General features: G+C 69.1%; 9 protein-coding genes. 2 read left to right on the forward strand and 7 right to left on the reverse strand.

The features are described 5' to 3' along the window. Positions 1-15: 15 nt before the first annotated feature. The 5 genes from HOV91_RS14460 to HOV91_RS14480 all read right to left on the reverse strand — a co-directional run bounded on the left by HOV91_RS14460 (position 16) and on the right by HOV91_RS14480 (position 13,245). Entirely contained in the window at positions 16-774 is a 759-nt protein-coding gene (locus HOV91_RS14460) for a thioesterase II family protein (protein WP_174185904.1), read from the reverse strand. A 120-nt stretch (positions 775-894) separates the two neighbouring features. After that, on the reverse strand, positions 895-5,475 hold the full coding sequence (locus tag HOV91_RS14465) for a non-ribosomal peptide synthetase (RefSeq protein ID WP_174185905.1): 4,581 nt from the start codon (positions 5,473-5,475) through the stop codon (positions 895-897). Between the two features lie 333 nt (positions 5,476-5,808). Beyond that, the gene (locus HOV91_RS14470) at positions 5,809-10,878 is read right to left on the reverse strand and encodes a non-ribosomal peptide synthetase (protein WP_174185906.1); all 5,070 of its coding nucleotides are present in this window, start codon (positions 10,876-10,878) and stop codon (positions 5,809-5,811) included. Between the two features lie 72 nt (positions 10,879-10,950). Further along, complete coding sequence (locus HOV91_RS14475) at positions 10,951-11,886, reverse strand: methionyl-tRNA formyltransferase (protein ID WP_174185907.1); 936 nt, start codon at positions 11,884-11,886, stop codon at positions 10,951-10,953. 72 nt (positions 11,887-11,958) lie between these two features. Beyond that, positions 11,959-13,245 carry a SidA/IucD/PvdA family monooxygenase gene (locus HOV91_RS14480; protein WP_312884614.1) on the reverse strand — a complete coding sequence of 429 codons (1,287 nt, stop codon included), beginning with the start codon at positions 13,243-13,245 and terminating at the stop codon, positions 11,959-11,961. Positions 13,246-13,398: 153 nt separating this feature from the next. On the opposite strand from HOV91_RS14480, the gene HOV91_RS14485 reads away from it, so the two are divergent. Together HOV91_RS14485 and HOV91_RS14490 are read left to right on the forward strand one after the other, a co-directional pair. Continuing rightward, entirely contained in the window at positions 13,399-13,869 is a 471-nt protein-coding gene (locus HOV91_RS14485; RefSeq protein WP_174185909.1) for an MTB12 C-terminal domain-containing protein, read from the forward strand. Between the two features lie 112 nt (positions 13,870-13,981). Continuing rightward, the gene (locus HOV91_RS14490) at positions 13,982-14,689 is read left to right on the forward strand and encodes a siderophore-interacting protein (RefSeq protein ID WP_174185910.1); all 708 of its coding nucleotides are present in this window, start codon (positions 13,982-13,984) and stop codon (positions 14,687-14,689) included. Between the two features lie 72 nt (positions 14,690-14,761). On the opposite strand, the gene HOV91_RS14495 is transcribed toward HOV91_RS14490, so the two are convergent. Together HOV91_RS14495 and HOV91_RS14500 are read right to left on the reverse strand one after the other, a co-directional pair. Further along, positions 14,762-16,498, reverse strand: coding sequence for an ABC transporter ATP-binding protein (locus HOV91_RS14495; RefSeq protein ID WP_174185911.1), 1,737 nt, complete (start codon positions 16,496-16,498; stop codon positions 14,762-14,764). Continuing rightward, a complete protein-coding gene (locus HOV91_RS14500) occupies positions 16,495-18,339 on the reverse strand; it encodes an ABC transporter ATP-binding protein (protein WP_174185912.1) in 1,845 nt (614 codons plus the stop codon). The genes HOV91_RS14495 and HOV91_RS14500 overlap by 4 nt, the downstream gene beginning before the upstream one ends. Between the last annotated feature and the right edge of the window lie 200 nt (positions 18,340-18,539).

An 18,539-nucleotide genomic window follows, 5' to 3' on the forward strand; every position in this document is an offset into this window, starting at 1 on the left:
GCTGATCCTCGTATTTCATACCGCCGGTGCGGGATGCGCTTGCTGGGCAAGCAATTCCGCGATGGCTGGGACGTGGTTGTTCAGATAGAAGTGCCCGCCCTCGAACATCGTGACCTCGACGTCGTCGCCGTGGCGGTGCCAGCCGTGCAGGTCCGCCATCGAGACGATGGGGTCGCGGTCACCGCCGATCGCGTGGATCCGGGTGGCGACCCGCGCCGTCTCCGGGCACCGGTACGCCTCGGAGGCCTTGTGATCGGCCTTGATGGCAGGTAGCGAGAGCCGCATGATCTCCCGGCTGGCGAGCACGTCGGAATTGATGCCCTCGAGCATGACGAGGTGGTCGAGCAGTTCGTCGTCGTCTTCCGGTGTCGGCTTGCGATATTCGGCCCGCGACGGCGCCACCGCCGCCGAAACCGTCAGCTGCCGTACGTCTACGCCGGCGGCGAGCGCGAGCCGGACGAATTCGAAGGAGACGAGCGCGCCCATGCTGTGCCCGAATACGACGATCGGCGCGTCACGGTTGTAGGGCGACAACCGAAATTCCGCGAAAGCGCCCGCGGCGATATCCTGAAGCGAGGTCAAAGCCGGTTCGCCCGCGCGATCCTGACGTCCGGGATATTGGAAGATGATGACGTCGTAATGCGCGCTGAACGCTTTGGAGAGAGTGCGATACGCGGACGCTCCCGCACCGGCGTGCGGAAAGATCAACAATGGCAGCCGCTCGGGCGAATCCGGCTTGTGAAACTTTCTGATCCATCCCGGTTTGTGCTGCATAGTGCTACCCACTTTCGAAACTCCCGCCGACAACTCCAGCGGAAGCAAACCCGCGATCCGTTCGATACATGGTGCAACGCAGCAGTTATCGGCTATATCTTAGGTAAGGCTACCATAACTTTATGGTGCGTACCGATCGAGCGCGGCCACCAGTACCGCCACGCTGCGATCCCAGAGCTCGGCCAAGCGGTCGATATCGGACTGTGTGAACAGCGCCGCACTCCAGCGCCAGGTGACCCTCAGCTGCGGTCCGTCCTCGGTGGTGTGGACCGCGGCGATCAAGCCGAGGCCATAGCGCAGCGGCAGATCGGGTTCCGGGGCGATCGGCACGGCCGCGGCCAGCGCCGGATCGGTGATCATCGACCACGTGCGGTCGGTCTGCCCACCGAGGTCAACCCGACCCAAGTAGTTGAACTCCACCTGGGGTTCGGGCGTACCGGACAACTCCGGGACCGCGAGCACCGACTGCAGCAGTCCGAAATCGAGTCCCTGTTCCGGTACCGACGCGATGTGCGCGGCAACGGAATCCAGCAGCGTGCGGGCCAGCGCCGGTTGCTCCTGCGCCCGCTGCACGTCGATCGCGTTCGCACCCGCGCCGAGCCGAACCGGGTAGGTGGCCGAGAACCAGCCGACGGTGCCGGAGGTGTCCGCCCCCACGACCGCGTCGGCCCTGCCATGGCTCTCCAGCCCGATGAGCGTTCCCCCGTGGTGATCCTGGCCGCGCTCGCGCCGCCAGGACACCAGCGTCATCGTCAATGCCGACAGCAGGAACTCCCGCACGCCGTCGGCCCTGGTCAGGGTGGTGAGGATGTGCGCGGTGGTCGATGAGGGAACGGTCGCCGACGTGAGCCGCAGCGACGACCAGGTATCGGTGGGAAGCGGTTTGCGCAGGCCGACGGCCGGATCGGGACCACTCACCTGCTCGACCCAGTAGTCGCGCTGGGCGAGCACCTCCGGCTGCTCGGCCCGCTCCCACATCAGCTGACACCAGCGCCGGTAGGAGGTGGGTTCGGCGATCGCCTTCGGCACCGCGCCGGCGACGACCTGGTCCCACGCCGCGGCCATATCGGCCAGCAGGATGCCCCAGGACACCACGTCCACCGCGAGGTGGTGCACGGCGAGGAAGAGGATGTCACCACCGGGAGCGCCCGGGAACCACACCGCGCGCACCATCTCCCCGGCGGCCGGGTCGAGATCGTCGATCGCGAGGCGGCTTGCCGAGGCCAGTACGGCGTCGAAAGTCTCCGACGCGTGGTCGAATTCGCGCTTGGTGAGCACGTCCGACGCGGACACGCATCCTGGTTCGCGGGTGACGAGGCGCGGGCCGTCCGCGGTCTCGTCCAGCCGGGAGCGCAGCGTGTCGTGCCCGTCCAGCACCGCCTGCAGCACCGCTTCGAGGTCCGGACCGGATATGCCGTCGGGCAGGGCGAGCAGCACGTGCTGGGCCAGCCGCCGGTATCGGGGCTGCCGGTGCATCCACGAGACGATGGGCAACGGCAGTACCGGTCCGTAGTCGTCTCCGCTCGGCACCCGCGCCGACACCTCGCCCGCCCGGCTGTCGATCGCGGCGGCGAGATCGCGGATCGTCGGGGCCGCGAGCACCATGCGCACGTCGATCGCGATGCCGTGCCTGCGCGCCTTGTTCACCAGCGAGATCGCGACGATGCTGTCCATACCGAGGGCGAAGAAGTCCTCCGCCACACCGGGCGCGCGGCCGTCGAACACCTCGGTGAGCACCGTCGTGAGGGCCCGTTCGGTCGCCGTGGCCGGCTCGGGGGAGGCCGCGGCGCCCTCCCCCGCGAGCGAACGCTCGGCGAGCGCGGCGAGTTCGCGCACGTCGAGTTTGCCGTTGGCGTTCACCGGAAGCCGCGGCAGCACCACCAGCCGCGCGGGAATCATGTACGCGGGCAGGCGATCGGCCAGCGCCGACCGCAGCGCGACCGGATCGGCGGCGCGGCCCGGTTCGCTCACCACGAAGCCCACCAGCGTCACCGCGTCACCGCGGCGCACCACGGTCGCAGCCGCGGCGGCGATCCCCGGCAGGGTCCGCAGAGCCGTTTCGACCTCGCCGATCTCGATGCGGTAGCCGCGGATCTTCACCTGGTCATCGGCACGCCCCAGGTAGCCGAGGTTGCCGCCGGGCAGCCTGCGCACCAGGTCGCCGGTGCGGTACATCCGCCTGCCCCCGGCGAAGGGGTCGGCGACGAAACGCGCGGCGGTGCCGCCGGAGCGGCCGACATAGCCGCGAGCCAGCTGCGGACCGGCGAGATACAACTCACCGACCACGCCGACCGGCACCGGGCGGAGCCTGGAATCCAGGACGTACGCCGTTGTTCCCGCGGTCGGCCTGCCGATCGTCGGCACATCGAGGCCCGGGGCGCCGGGCGCGGTGACGTCGGCGACCACCGCTTCGACGGTGGTCTCGGTCGGCCCGTAGCAGTTGTGCACGGCCACGTCGGGCAGGCCGCGCAGGCGCTCCCACAGCTGCGTATCGATGGCCTCGCCGCCGAGGGCGAGCACGGCGGGCGGCCGGTCGAGTAATCCGGCGGCCACCAGCTGCCGGAACATCGAGGGGGTGGTATCGATCATGTCGATGCCGTGCCGCCGCATGCCGTCCACCAAGCGCTGCGCGTCGCGCATGGCCGCGTCGTCGAACAGGTGCAGACCGTGGCCGTCGAGCAATCCGACCATCGGCTGCCACGAGGCGTCGAAGCTCAGCGACCAGGCGTGCGCGATCCGCAGTGGACGCCCCAGCCTCCGCACCGCGGGCCGGTACACCCGTTCCCGGTGGTCGGCGAAGTACGCGACAAGGGCGGCATGAGAATTGACCACACCCTTGGGTTCGCCGGTCGAGCCCGAGGTGAAGATGACGTAGGCGCTGCGGGCCGGGTTCCGCACGACCGCGGGCAGTTCGGCGGCAACGCGTCCGGCGAGATCGGGATCGTCCAGGTCCAGCACGATCGCCGGGTCCAGATCGGCGCCGTGGCCGTCACTGACGAGTATCAGCTTCGGATCGGCCTGCCGGAGGATGGATTCCACACGCGCCGCGGGCAGCGTGACGTCGACCGGCACATAGGCCGCGCCCGCGGCGAGCGTGGCGAGCACCGCGATGATCGCGCGCTCACCGCGCGGCAGATGAACGGCTACGACGTCTTCCGGTCCGACACCGCGCGCGAGTAGCGCACCGGCCAGTCCCTTCGCCCGTTCGGACAGCTCCCGATAGGTCAGCGCGGAGGTGTCGGTGGTGAGCGCGACCGCGTCGGGGGTGGCGCTCACCTGACGCTCGAACAAGTCGAAAACTGTCGCCGCTCGGTCGTATTCGGGCACTTCGGGGGCGGTTTCGAACAGGCGGGCCTCGGCGCGCGCCGCATCAGGCAGCACGTCCAGGTCATCGGTGCGCAGATCCGTCGAGTCGGGCAGGCGCCGCAGCACGGCGAGCATGGCCGCGCCGATGTCGTCGGGCAGATACGGCACCGATTCCCGCACGGCCTCGACGACGACGGCCAGTTCGGCACCGTGGACGTGCGAGACCACGGTGAGCGGGTAGTGCGTCAGGTTCTTGGCCATCAGCGGGCGGAAGGTGACCTCACCCACGGTGTTCGCGCCGACCGCGTCCTCCATGGGCGCGTTCTGGAACACGAACATGGTGTCGAACAGCGCGCTGTATCCGGCCGCACGCTGCACCGACGACAGACTCAGGTAGCCGACGTCGCGCATGGCCGCCGACTCCCGTTGCAACCGTGCGCATTCGGCCGCCACCGACGCCGCCGGATCCGTGCTGAACACCACCGGGATGGTGTTCAGGAACAGGCCGATCATGCGTTCCACGCCTGAGATCTGCTCCGGACGACCGGTCACGATGGTGCCGTAGACGACGTCGCGGCGATCGGTCAGCCGCGACAGCAGGATCGTCCAGGCGAACTGCACGACGGAATTCAGCGTCAGTCCGTGCTGTCGCGCCCAGCCACGCAGTCGCGCGGTCTCGTCCGCGGCCAGGATGAACCGGGTGACCTCGGCAGTCGCCGACGTCGCTCCCCGGGCGAGTCCCATGCTGGTTCCGCCGTCGGCGATCATCAGCGGGCCGCTGAGTCCGGCCAATTGCTCGCCCCACCAACGCTGCGCCGCCGACATGTCCTTGGCGCCGAGCCAGCCGATGTAGTCCCGGTAGGGCCGCACCCCGGGAAGCGCGTCCGCCGATCCCCCGGCCAGATACAGCGCGCGCAGCTCTCCGAACAGCAAGCCGAGCGACCAGCCGTCCAGCAGGATGTGGTGGATCGTCATGATCAACCGCCACCGTGCGGCGCCGTCCTCGCCCGGCGGCAGCGTCACGAGCGTGGCGCGCAGCGACGGTCCCTTGCCGAGGTCGAACGGGCGGGCCAGTTCCTCGGCTTCGACGTCGTCCAGTTCCTCCGGCCGCGCGGCGCGTTCGGTCCACGGCAGTTCGACCCGGCGCGGCACGATCTGGACCGGCTTGGGCACGTCGCGATCCCAGAACACCGCGCGCAGATTCGGGTGACGGCGCAGCAGCGTCTCGAGGCAGCGGCGCAGCAGTGCGGCGTCCAGCGGGCCGTCGATGTCGACGACGAACGGGATCGTGTACACATCCTGCCCGGCGCCGGTCAGCTGGGACAGCGAGAACAGCCCCTCCTGCAATGGGCTGAGCGCCAGCACATCTTCGATCTCCGCAATGGCCTCACTCATACCCGTTCTCCTGCCTCGCTGCCTTCGCCGCGTCGTTCCGCCCGGAATTCCGGCGTCCACCAGCGGCGTATCGCCGACGCCACGGATTGCTCGCGGCACCCGTGGATGCCCGCGCGCCGCGGCTGTCGTCGATACGGCTTCCGCCTCGCCACAAGGCAAGGCTTGCCTAACTCGAAAGTGATGGTAACCCACACCGCCGCCGAGATATAGAGATGTGGTTTGGCTTACCTAATGCCAACCGTGCGCATGTCTCCGGAGACCCCACCGCCCCTCGCCCCACACGGGTGACCGTGGGAGCGAGGGGCGGTCGAGATCCTTGCCGCGACAGCGCGATCAGCGTTGCGCCGCCCACGAACTCTGGAGCGCGGCCAGGGCGTCGGCGTCGAGCCCGGAGGCGGACATCGGCGCGTGCTCCTGCTCTTCTACCGCGTCGTCGGGCGATATCGCGGGCGGATTCGCGATGGCCTCGTCCACCGCCGCGGCCAATTCCGCGATCGTGAAGTACTCGAAGATCATCTGCGGGCTCAACGGCAGACCGGCCTCCGCGGCTCGGGCCGCCCACTTGATGGCGATGACGCTGTCACCGCCGAGGCCGAAGAACCCGTCCTCGCGGCCGACCTCGGTGATGTCGAGCAGTTCCTCCAGGATCGCCGCCAACGTGCGCTCGGTCTCGGTCTCCGGTGCCACGTACCCGGATTCGAGCGCGGGCGCCGCGGCGTGCCGGACCACCGAGCGGCTGGTGTCCCAGCCCTCCGGCAGGACGTCGAGCTCGCCGAAGGCCAGATCGGGCTGTTCGGCGAAGGCGCGCAGCACACCAACCAGCACGTCGGCGAAGATCTCTCCGGTCTCCGCGAGGTACAGATCCGGATTGACCACCACCCGGGCGACGAGGTCACCGTTGGTGTCCACCGAGTAGTCGAGGTGGAAGTCCATGAAGGAGACGTCGTAGTACCCGGCGATGCCGGTGAGCATGGTCGAGCCGTCGGCCGTGAAGGGCACGGGCACGGGGCGGTGCCGGAAGTGCATCATCACCTGGAACAACGGATTACGCGACAGCGAGCGGGCCGGATTCAGCGACTCCACCAGACGCTCGAAGGGCACGCCCTGGTGACTGATCGCGTCGAGCGCCGCATGGCGCACGCGCTCGAGCATGGTGCGCGGCGTCGGATTGCCCGACACGTTGTGGCGCATCACCACCACGTTGGCGAACAGGCCGACGAGTTCGTCGGTGGTCTGGCCGATCCGGTTGGCCACCGCCGCGCCGATCGCCACGTCCTCGCCACCGCCGAGGATATTGACCACCGCGGCGCTGACCGCCTGGCAGAGCATGAATTCGGTCGCGCCGACCTCCTCGGCCCTGGCCCGCAGCTGGTTCCAGGTCGCCGCGGGCAGCACCCGGGCCGCGCTGAGTCCGTTACGGCCGAGCACGGGCGGACGCGGGTGGTCGTGGGCGACGGCGATCTCGTCGGGCAGACCGTCGAGCGTCTTGCGCCAGTAGTCCAGCTGCGCCTGTCCGTAGGCACTGACCTCGCGGTTGGGGCCGCGGTCGAAGATCTCCCGCTGCCAGATCGCGAAATCGGCGAACTGGATGGGCAATTCGGCCCAGTCCGGCGCGGCCCCGTTCGATCGGGCGCGGTAGGCGGCGGTCAGATCGTCCAGGAAGATCTGGCACGACCGCATGTCGGCGATGATGTGGTGCATCAGGATGGACAGCACATGCGTACTCGCGTCCAGTCGCAGCACCCGCAGCCGCACCATGGGCTCCGCCGCGAGATCGAAGACGTAATCCCAGTCCGCGGCCAGTTCCTCGGCCAACCGGGCGTCGACATCGTCCGCCGCGCTGATGTCCACGAGCGGAACCGGCACCGGCGCGGGATCAGCCACCAGCTGGTACGGCGTCCCCTCGTATTCGGGGAAGGTGGTCCGCAGCGATTCGTGCCGGGCGACCACGTCATCGATGGCGGCCCGCAGCGCGTCCACGTCGAGCGGGCCGTCGAAGCGGACCGGGTAGCTGACGTTCTCGCCGTCGATCGCGCCCTCGAGCCGGCGCTGGAGCCAGTAGACCCGCTGGGAGTAGGACAGCGGGATACGTTCCGGCCGTTGCCTGCGCACCAATTCGGGTTTCGACGCGCGCGCTTCGACCACCGGCGCGGGCTCGGCGGCCTCGTCCTCGTCGAACGCGTCGACCTCGTCGAGGTCGATGTCGAACTCGTCGCGGAACGCGGCGACCAGATGGGCGGCCAGCGCGGTGACGGTCGGCTTGTCGAACGGGACGCGCATATCGATCTCGATGCCGAACTCGGCGCGGATCATGGTGATCAGCCGCGCCGCGAGCAGCGAATGGCCGCCGAGTTCGAAGAACGAGTCGTCGGCGCCGACCCGCTCGCGGGTGAACAGCGTGGCGAACAGTCCGGCGATGCGGGCCTCGGTCGGCGTCCGCGGCTCCCGGTACGCGCGGGCCTCGGCGAACGCGGGCGCGGGCAGCGCTCGCTTGTCCAGCTTGCCGTGCGCGGTGAGCGGCACCTCATCGATGACCGCGAAGGCCGAGGGGACCATGTACTCCGGCAGCGTCGCCGCGACATGCGCGCGGACCTCGTCCAGATCGACCTCGGCCCCCGGAACCGGCACGACGTAGGCGGCCAGGACCGGACCGAGCATCTCGTGCTCCGCGACGATCACCACGCAGTGCGCGACCGCCGGATGGTCGGTGACGGTGGCCTCCACCTCGCCGAGTTCGATCCGGTGCCCGCGCACCTTGACCTGTTCGTCGGCGCGGCCGATGAATTCGATCTCCCCCGCGGCGTTGCGGCGGGCCAGGTCGCCGGTGCGGTAGAGCCGCCCGCCCGGCAGGAAGGGATCGGCGACGAAGCGTTCCGCGGTCAGGCCCGGCCGGTGCAGGTACCCGCGGGCGAGCTGGCGTCCGCCGAGGTAGATCTCGCCCACCACTCCCGAAGGCACCAGCTGCATGGCGTCGTCGAGCAGGTAGAGGTACACGTTGCGGTTCGGCAGCCCGATCGGCACGATGCCGTTGCCCTGCGGGCCTTCGACCTCCATGTGCGCCGAACACACCACCGCCTCGGTGGGGCCGTAGTGGTTGCGCAGTTCGGCGTCGAACCGGTCGGCGAACCGGTCGGCCACCTCGCCCGCGAGCGCCTCGCCGCCGACCGGGACGCGCCGCAGCGTGCGCCAGTCGTTCACCTCGGGCAGCACGAGGAAGGTGGCCAGCATCGACGGCACCATGTGCAGCACCGTGACGCCGTGCCGGGTGACCAGATCCGCGACGTAGGGAATGTCGCGGTAGGCGTTCGGCTTCGGGATCACCACGCGGGCACCGGCGGTGAGCGTGACGAAGATGTCGAGCAGGGAGGCGTCGAAACTCACCGAGGTCGACTGCAACACCCGGTCCTGCGGGGTGAGATCCCACTCCGCGTTGAAGCCCGACAGGTGCTCGGCGATCGCCTCGTGCGGCACCGGAACGCCTTTCGGCTTGCCGGTGGAGCCGGAGGTGTAGATGACGTAGGCGGTGTTGGACGGGTGCAGCGGCGCAGTGCGGTCGGCGTCGACCGGGTCGCGCTCGGGCAGTGCCGCCGCTTCCTGTTCGGCCGCGGACACCGTCACCATGTCCAGGGTGAGCTTGGGACGGGCGTCGTCGAGCAGGTACTCGGTCCGCTCGGCCGGATAGGCGGGATCGATGGGCAGGTACGCCGCGCCCGCCTTCTGCACCGCCAGGATCGCGACCACGAATTCGACCGAGGTGGCCATGCGCAGCGCGACCAGGTCTTCGGGGCCGACACCCTGCCGGATCAGCCAGTGCGCCAACCGGTTCGCGCGTTCGTTGAGGGCGCGGTAGGACAGCTCGACCTCGTCGGAGGCCATCGCGACGTGCTCCGGCGTCGCGCCGACCTGCCGTTCGAACATGGCGATCATGGTGGTCGGCTGCTCGTCCACCAGCGTGCCGTGCGAGAGCGCGAGCAGATGGTTGCGTTCGGCCGCACCCAGCAGGTCCAGATCGCGGATCAGCCGCGCGGGATCGCGCAGCGCGCTGTCGAGCAGCTGCACGTAGTGGTCGAGCAGTTGGACGACCAGCGACCGTTCGAGTTCGTCCACCTGGTAGGTGGCCTCCACGCGCGCGCCCGCGCCGTCCTGCACGACCATCAGCCCCAGCGGCTCCTGCGCGGTGACGCTGCCCAGGTCCAGTTCGCTCGCTTCGATACCCGGCAGGTCGAATCCGTTGGCCGCGCCGCGCACGCTGAAGCTGACCTGCACCAGCTGCGCCATGGCGTCGCTGCCCGCCACCCGCTCGGGGCCCACCGCCTGGATCACGCGATCGACGCCGACGTCCTGGTGGGTGAGCGCGCCGACCACCGTCTCCCGCGTCCGGTCCAGCAGCGCGGCGAAGGTCTCCGCGCCACGCGGCATCGCGCGGATCAGCAGCGTGTTGCCGAAATATCCGATCAGCGCCTCCGCCTTGGCGTCGCGCCGGTTGGTCACCGGCATGGAAACCAGGAAATCCGTGGCCGCGGTGTAGCGATGCACCAGCGCTTGGAAACCCGCGAGCAGCACCATGGACGGGGTCGCCGAGTGCGCGCGTCCGGTGGACGCCACCAGTCGCATCAGCTCCTCGGGGAGCTCGCGCACCACACGGTCGGCGTTCTTGGCACCGGCTCCGCCCGCCCGCCTGCTCGGCAGTTCCAGCCGTTCCGGCAGGGGGGTCAGCGCGTCGCGCCAGAATTCCAGGCCCGCGCTGTCGTCGGCTTCGGATCGCCCGAGCACTTCGACGTCGACGTACTGCGCCGCGACCTCGGGCAGGGCGGCCGCGCCGCGGTAGGCCGCGTTCAATTCGGTGAAGAACACCGGCCACGAGTCGTCGTCCCACCCGATGTGGTGGACCACGAGGACGAGCACGTAGGCCTGCGCGCCGACCCGGATCAGCGTCGGCCGCAACGGCAGATCGGCGGACAGGTCGAAGGGGCGGGCGAATTCGCGCCGCGCGAGGACCTCGACCCGCCGCTCCCGGACGCTGTCGGGCAGATCGGTGAGGTCGTGCCGCTGCCAGGTGAGCGCGGCATCGTCGCGCGAGACCTGGTACGGCCGGCCGTCTTCACCGGCGTGATAGGTGGTGCGCAGCACCTCGTGCCTGGCGACGACGGTCGCGAACGCGGCCTGCAACCGCTGCGGATCTTCCAATCCGTCGAGCCGGTAGGCCACGCAGACGTTCAGCGTGGTGTCGTGCGGATCGAGCCGCTGGATGAACCACATCCGCTGCTGGGCCGCCGACAGCGCGCTCGGCTCGCCTGCGCGTCGGGCCGGTACGGCCTGCTCCCGCGGCGACGCCTGCACACCCTGCTCGCGCAAACGTCTCTGTAGTAGCTGCTTGCGGCGCTCGAGAATGTCGTCTGCCATGTCCGTCCTTCGAATCGTGCTGTCGGGCTTGCGGTCCGGGCCTGCCGGACCGGCGGTGGTCGAGCGATCAGGTCACTGATCGGTGAGATAACCGCCGCGCGCGAAGAACTCGGCTCCGTCGTGTTCGACGCCCGCCGCGGTGCGCACCCGGGTGATCACCAGCGCGCGGTTGGCGCCGCGGTGGGCGTCGGCTCCCGTCACCACCGCGCCGCCGCCCTCCTGCACGATGACGCGGCCCGGCGTGCCGCCGTAGCGCGCTTCGGAGACCCGCGCGGCCAGTACCTCGACGCGCTCGCCGCGGTAGTGGGTGAACGCGCGGGGATACGGCGCGGAGAGCGCGCGCACGAAACGCTCCAGATCCTCCGCCTGCCAAGTCCAATCGATCCGGCTGTCACGCTCGGAGCGCTTGTGGAAGTAGGTGCGCTCGGCCTTGTTCTGCGGCCGCCACACCGCGGTGCCGGAATCCAGCGCGGCCAGCGCCTCGCCGAGCGCGCCGGGAATCAGCTCCATCCCGCGCAGCACCAGATCGGTACCGGTGTCGGTGGGGCCGATGGGAATCGAGCGCTGCACGAGGATGTCGCCGGTGTCCAAGCCCTCGTCCATGCGGTGCACGGTCAGGCCGGTTTCGGTGGCGCCGCTGATCAGCGCCCACAGCACCGGGGAGAAGCCGGTGAACTTCGGCAGCAGCGAATCGTGCAGGTTCAGGGTGCCGTGCGGCGGCAGGTTGTACAGTTCCGCGGGCATCCAGGTGTACCAGCTGTTCACCACGATGACATCCGGTTCGGCCCGCTTGACGAGATCGATGGTCGCCGCGTCCGCCCGTTCGGTGAGGTGCACCGGAATCCCGTGTTCGCGCGCCAGTTCCTCGACCGAATCCGAGAAGATCGCCTTGTAGGACTGCTCGCTCGCCGGATGCGTGACCGCGAGCACCACCTCGTGTTCCGAGTCGATCAGGGCTTGCAATGTCTTGCGCCCCCACGTCTGGAAACCGAACGACACGATACGCATGAACCGAAAACCTTCCCTCAAATTACCAAGGTTAGCCTAGCCTATGTCGACTGGGCGTGCGGGCCGACCTGATCACTCGACCGGCAATGCCGGGGCCGCGCGGCGCGCCGCGGCCTGCCGGACCGTCGCCGTTTGCAGCACCCGGTCCGAAAGCGCCCCCAGGCAGCTGAGATTCGGGAAGCCCGGCCCCTGGGCGAGGGCCGCCAGATTCGGCAGGTACAACTTGCTGTCCAGGCCCGACACCGCGAGGTCGTAACCGATGGAGGTCTCGATCCGAGCCTGGGTCAGTTCGCCGCCGACCGCGAGCTCGAGCAGGTCCGCGGCATTCGCGTCGAACAACTCGAGGAACCACAGCGGCCGGCCGCCGGTCGCGTCGATCACCAGGTCGGCGGTGTGCACCTGATCCGGGCGCATCTCGTTGCGCAACGTCAGCGCGACGGCGCCGTCCTGATCCGCCACCCGCACCACCCGGCCCTGCATGTGATGCACGCGGTTGTCGGCGAGCAGACTCTCCTGCACCCGGACCGAGAACACCCCGCGGTCGGTCCGCCTGATGACATCCCTGCGCTCGTCGATACTCAGCGACCCCCACTTGATCGGATCGCTGAAAAGGGAGTTCTCGAAATAGCTCTCGCCACGGGTGTAGATCGTCGCCATCGGCGAGATCACCGAGATCGACAGCATGCCGTGGCGGATCAGTTCGTCCAGCGCCGAACCCGCGGTCTCGCCGCCGCCGATCACGGCGACCCGGGAGGCGACGGGAAGGCTGCGCTTGCCCGCCAGATCCCAGAATTCCGCGATGCTCAGCACCTTGGGATGCTTGGCCAGCGCTTTCGCACTGCGGCCCGGCCCGGTGATCATGAGACCGTCGGCCTCGATCTCGGTCGCGTCGCCCGCGCCGTCGACCGCGGTGACCTGCCACCCTTCGGCCGCGGCCGCGATGGACCGCACTGTGCCGAGGACGATTTCGAGATCGATCGCCCGAGCGATCCACTGCAGGTACTTCGCCCAGACATGATGCTGGGGACTCGGCCTGCCGCGGTCGATCCACTCGGCGTAGGTGCCCTGATCGATCAGGAAAGAGGTCCAGCTGTAGGCCATCATGGCCTCGTTGATGGCCCGGTTGCGACCCCGCGCCCAGGTGGAGTGATAGGGGAAGCCGATGTCCTTCTCCGGACTGGTGCCGAGCCGATGCTGCCCGTCGGTCCAGCCACCGCTCGGCAGCCAATTGGCGCCTACCGCCTGGGCTTCCACCACTACGACGCGCGGCGCTGGCAGCCCGAGTTCGCGCAGAACATGCGCCTTGGCCGCCACCGCCAACGCCTTCGGACCCGCACCGATGACAACAAGCGTTCCCACTGCTACTCCCACTCTCGACTCGCGCCGCACCCGTGGGCACGCCCACATCGACCGAACCTGCGCGTCTATGTTTGCATAGGCTTACCTTACAGTGAAGGCGCGCGCTCGACTCGGCCATGGGTGAGCGCACACCCGAATGATTGGAAAGAACAGATGATCGGAATCAGCCGAAAGACCCTCGGCGCGCTCGCGGTTGCCGCCTCGGTCCTGACCGGCGCCCTCGGTACGGTCGCCACCACCACGGTCGCCCAGGCCGCCCCGCTCGTCACCCCCCTGCACACCAAAGCGCCCGGCACCGGCGAGCTGCGCGCCAAGGTGGCCATCCTCTTCAACGCGGGGGCCTCGCGCGCGGCCAGGGCCGCCGAACTGGAGACCGGCGAGGCGGGCCTGCCCGCCTTCGATCGCGCCGCGGCGCTGATCGCGGTCGCCCCCGCGAGCTGGCGGTGGGATGTCGTCGGCCCGGTGACCAACGACGGCGACCTGCTCCGCGCCAAACTCCTGACCTCGACCGAGGGCTACGAACCGTGGTACTTCGACCTGTCCTGGCGGCAGGTCGACGGCACCTGGAAGCTGACCCAGGAGTCGGTGTGCAACATCGGCAACTTCGTCGGCACGGGCTGCTGAACACTCACCGCGACAGGCGAAGTGCCCCGCGTCATGCGGGGCACTTCCGCGTTTCGGACCGAATGCGTCCTACGGCGTGACCGCCAAGTATTCTTAGGCTAACCTCAGTTGCATGAGCAGAGGATTCAGCGGCGTCGTGGTCAAGGCGTGGGGCGGCAAGGACTACCGGCTCACTGTGACATCGACCGAAGAGGTTACGGACAAATTCGTACGACTCGGCTTCGATGCCGGTGGGCTGCTGGCCGAACATCCCGTGCATCCCACCCAGTGGATTCGCGTGTGGATTCCCCAGGAGGGAAGCGACAAGCTGCATCACCGGGCGTTCACCCTCGTCGACCCCGATCCCGAGGGCGACCGGTTCTGGATGGAATTCGCCCTGCACCACGGTCCGGCCGCGGACTGGGCCAGGAACGCCGCCGTCGGCGACCCGCTCGACGCCAGCGTGCTCGGCTCGAAGTTCGAGCTGCCGGAGACCCCGCCGAGTGAATACGTCGTCTTCGGCGACACCGCCTCGCTGCCCGCGATCAATTCGCTCCTCGACGCCATCGGCGATGCCCCGGCCCGGGTCTGGCTGGAATGGCAGTACGAATCCGATCGGACGCTTCCCGTTCGCAACAAGCCGCATCATCAGGTGACCTGGTTGCAGCGGGTGGACAACGGCAGGCTGCTGCGGGAGCAGGCCCAGGAGATCACCTGCGCCAAAGACGCGTTCGGCTGGGTGGCCTGCGACTTCTCCACCACCCGCTCGATCGTGAAGACCCTCAAGAACACCCACGGCCTGCCCAAGACGGCGATCAAGGCACAGGCCTACTGGAAGTAGTCCACGCCGAGGCCCGAGACGACAACGCCGCCCGCTGCCAGAGGTAGCGGGCGGCGAGGTCTATCCGGACCGTCAGACCGCGGCGGGTTCCAGACGCCACCCCGCGGCGCGGGAGCGTTCGTTCCAGAAGTCGGCGTAGCGACCCCCGCGCGCCAGCAGTTCGGCATGCGTGCCGCGTTCGACGATCCGGCCGCCGTCGACGAACAGGATCTGATCCGCGTGCGCGATGGTGGCCAGGCGATGCGCGACGACGATCACCGTCTTGCCCCTGGTCACTTCGTGCACACCGCGCACCACCACCGCCTCGCTGTGCGGATCGAGCGCACTGGTCGCCTCGTCCAGCAGCACGATCGGGGCGTCCTTGAGCAGTGCCCGAGCTATCGAAACCCGCTGCCGCTCACCACCGGACAACGCCGCGCCGCCCTCGCCGACCGGCGTGGCCAACCCCTCGGGCAAACGCTCGACGATCTCGTCCACGCTGGCGGCCTGCGCGGCACGCCACACCTCCGCGTCGGTCGCCTCCGGCTTGCCGATCCTGATGTTGTCGGCGACCGAACGATCGAACAGGTAGACGTTCTGGAAAACCAGGGCCAGCTGGCTCAACAGCGTCGCCGAAGGCTGCTCGCGCACATCGTGTTCGCCGACCACGACGCGACCGGAGTCCACGTCGTAGAACCGGGCGGCCAGCCGCAGCAGGGTGGTCTTCCCCGCACCGCTGGGTCCGACGATCGCCGTCGTGGTACCGGACGGCACACTGAAGGTCACGTCGCTGAGCACCGGCTCGCCCGGACGGTAGCCGAAGCTCACATTGTCGAAGACCACCGAGGGCACGCCCGGAGTCACCGGGGACTGCGCCTCGGGCAGAACGGGTTCGGCCAGCAGATCGCCGACCCGGCCGACCGCGGCGGCCGCCGCGCGCAGCCCGTTGCCCAGCTGGGCCGCCTGATTCAACGGTTCGATGAACCGGGAACTGACCGCGACCAGCGCGATCGCCGCGGCCGCCGAGATCGCCCCTCCGGTAGCCCTGCCGACCACGACATAGGCCAGCACCAGGAAGACCGCCTGCACCGACAGCGCGAACACGATCAAACCCGGGACGGCGGTGAACACCTGGCGCGCGGTCGCCGACCGCTGCCTGCGCAGCGCCGCGTCCAGTGCCCGGTTGCCCGCGCCGACGGCGCCGAAGGCCCGCAGCACCGGTTGCGCCTGGGCGAATTCGAGCACCCGGGCGTCGGCCTCGGCCGCGGCGGCGTGCGCCTGTTCGTCGGAGCTGCGGTAGGCGCGCGAGGCCAGGCCGTTCACCAGGAACAACACCGGGGCCGCCAGCAGCATCGCCAACGAGATCCGCCAATCGATGAGCAGCATGCCCACCGCGACACCGAGCGGAACGACGATGCCGTTGAGCACGCGGGCCAGCAGATACGCCACCGCGCCTTGGATTTCCCGCACGTTCTCCACCGCCATTCGCGACAGCGGACCCGCGCTGCGGGTCTCGAACCAGCCGAGCGGCAAGGCGTTGAGATGGTCACCGATCCTGGTCTGGAGACCGCGCTGCATGCCGACCGCGATGCGCAACCCCACCGCGGTCTGGAAGTAACCGAAGATCGCCATGGCCGCGACGGCGACCGTCATCAGCAGCGCCCACGTCCACGCCCGGTCCAGGTCGCCGTCGAACAACGACTCGAGCACCGGGACGAGCAGCAGGTAGGCGACGGACTGGCTCAGCGCCTGCCCGATTATCACCGCCAGCAACGTGGGCGTGAGCCCCGCGTATTCGGCGGGAACGAGCCCGAGCAGCTTGCGAATCATCGAGTCTCCTCGCTTTCGACGAGCGCGACCGCGTCCAGCGCCGCCTCGTTGATCTCCCAAAGACGCTGATAGGTGCCGCCCGCGTCACGCAGGCTCCGGTGGTCGCCCTGTTCGACCAGCAGTCCGTTCTCCAGCACCAGGATTCGGTCGACGCCGGTGATGGTGTGCAGGCGGTGCGCGATCACCAGGACGGTGCGTCCGGCGACCAGCGCCGCCAGCGCGTCCTGCACCGCGGCCTCGGACTCGGGATCGGCGAAGGCGGTTGCCTCGTCGAGCACGAGCACGGGGCTGTCGGCGAGCAGCGCGCGGGCGATCGACAGCCGCTGTGCTTCGCCGCCGGAAAGCGTCGCGTCGACACCGATCTCGGAGTCGTAGCCGCGCGGCAGCGACACGATCTTGTCGTGGATCTGCGCGGCCCGCGCGGCGCGCTCGAGTTCGTCGTCGGTGGCGTCCGCCCTGGCCATCGCGAGGTTGTCCCGAATCGAGCCGCGAATCAGACGGACATCCTGGAAGACGAAACCGACCGTGCGATACAACTGCTCGGTGGAGTAGTCGCGAATATCGCGGCCGCCGATCGTGATCCGGCCTCCGGTCACGTCGTAGAACCGGGGCAACAGCTTGGCCAGCGTGGATTTGCCGGAGCCGCTCGGCCCGACCAGCGCGGTGATGGTGCCGGGGGCAAGTTCGAGATCGATCCCGCGCAGCACCTGGCGGTCCTCGCGGTAGCCGAAGGTCACCGACTCGAAGCGGACCACTCCCGCCTGATCCCGCACTCCCGATTCCGCCGCCGTCCCGGTCGCCAACTCGGGTGTCTGCTGCAATTCGTGCAGGCGCACCGCGGCGGCGCCCGCCGCGCGCAATGCCTGCCCGCCGAAGCCGAGCCCGAGCAGCGAACCGCCGAGACCGAGTCCGACGAGCAGGAACGGCAGCACATCCAGCGGTTCCACCCAGTCGAGTCCGACCGCGGCGAGCCCGGACAGGACGATCACCAGCATCATGAAGACCGGCGTGATGACGATGTCGGAGACCGCCTGCAACCGGATCATGGGCGTCTTCCACCGGGCGAAGGCGCGGGCCTGGGCGTCCACCGCCTCCTGGTATTCGGTGTGCGCCTTGCCCGCCTGACCGAAGGCGCGCACCACCTGGATGCCGTCGACGAATTCGACAGTGCTCTCCTGAACGCGATTCTCCCACCGGGTGTAGATGGCGAGCCGGTCACGACTGTCCTGATCCATCATCCTGCTGAGCGCGACGGCGTAGACCACCAGCGGGATCAGCAGTACCAGGGTGAGCCGCCAGTCGACGCCGAACAGGTACCCGAGGGTGACGAGCGGGACGACGAGCGCACCCACGAACTCCAGCCTGGCGTGCGCCACGAGATAGTGCAGCGCCTCCACATCGTCCTGGAGGTACTTTTTCACCTCGGTGGAGTTGCGGTCGCCGAACCAGCCCAGCGGCACCCGGGTCAGCTTGTCCGCCAGCGCGCGGCGCACATCGAGCTGATACTTTCCGTCGAGCAGATGCGTCCAGGTCAGCGCACCGGCTTGGAGCAAGGCGCGCACCACGAGCACCAGCACCGCGATCGTCAGCAGACGCCACACCCGATCGGAGTCCACCTGCTCGTCGAGCAGTTCGCTACAGGCCTCCACGATCAGCACGAACGGCACGACCGTGCACACCGACGCGACCGCCATCACGATGCTCGCGACGTTCAGCGGGCCGCGCACGGGCGCGAGGATCTCCTTGCGCGCTTGCGCCTCCTGCCGCTTGCGTTCTTTCGCCACCGCCTTGGGCGGCCGGTTTCCCGTTTCCGCCGCAGGCGGCGCGACCTCGACCGTCATCTGACCTCGCCTCCCGACCTTCCCGGCGCAGTGCGCCGGCGTCCACCCATCGTCATCACAAAGGAAGGTTAGGCTAACTTACTAAGATGCGGTAGGGGCGTGCCGCCACGGCAGCGCGGCGCACCGTCGGCGTCGCTCGATGCCGATGCCGGACGCCAGGGTCGGCGGCCCACCTGGCGTTGTCCTTCTCGACTTATCTC

Source organism: Nocardia barduliensis (genome assembly GCF_013315795.1).
Lineage (GTDB): Bacteria > Actinomycetota > Actinomycetes > Mycobacteriales > Mycobacteriaceae > Nocardia > Nocardia barduliensis.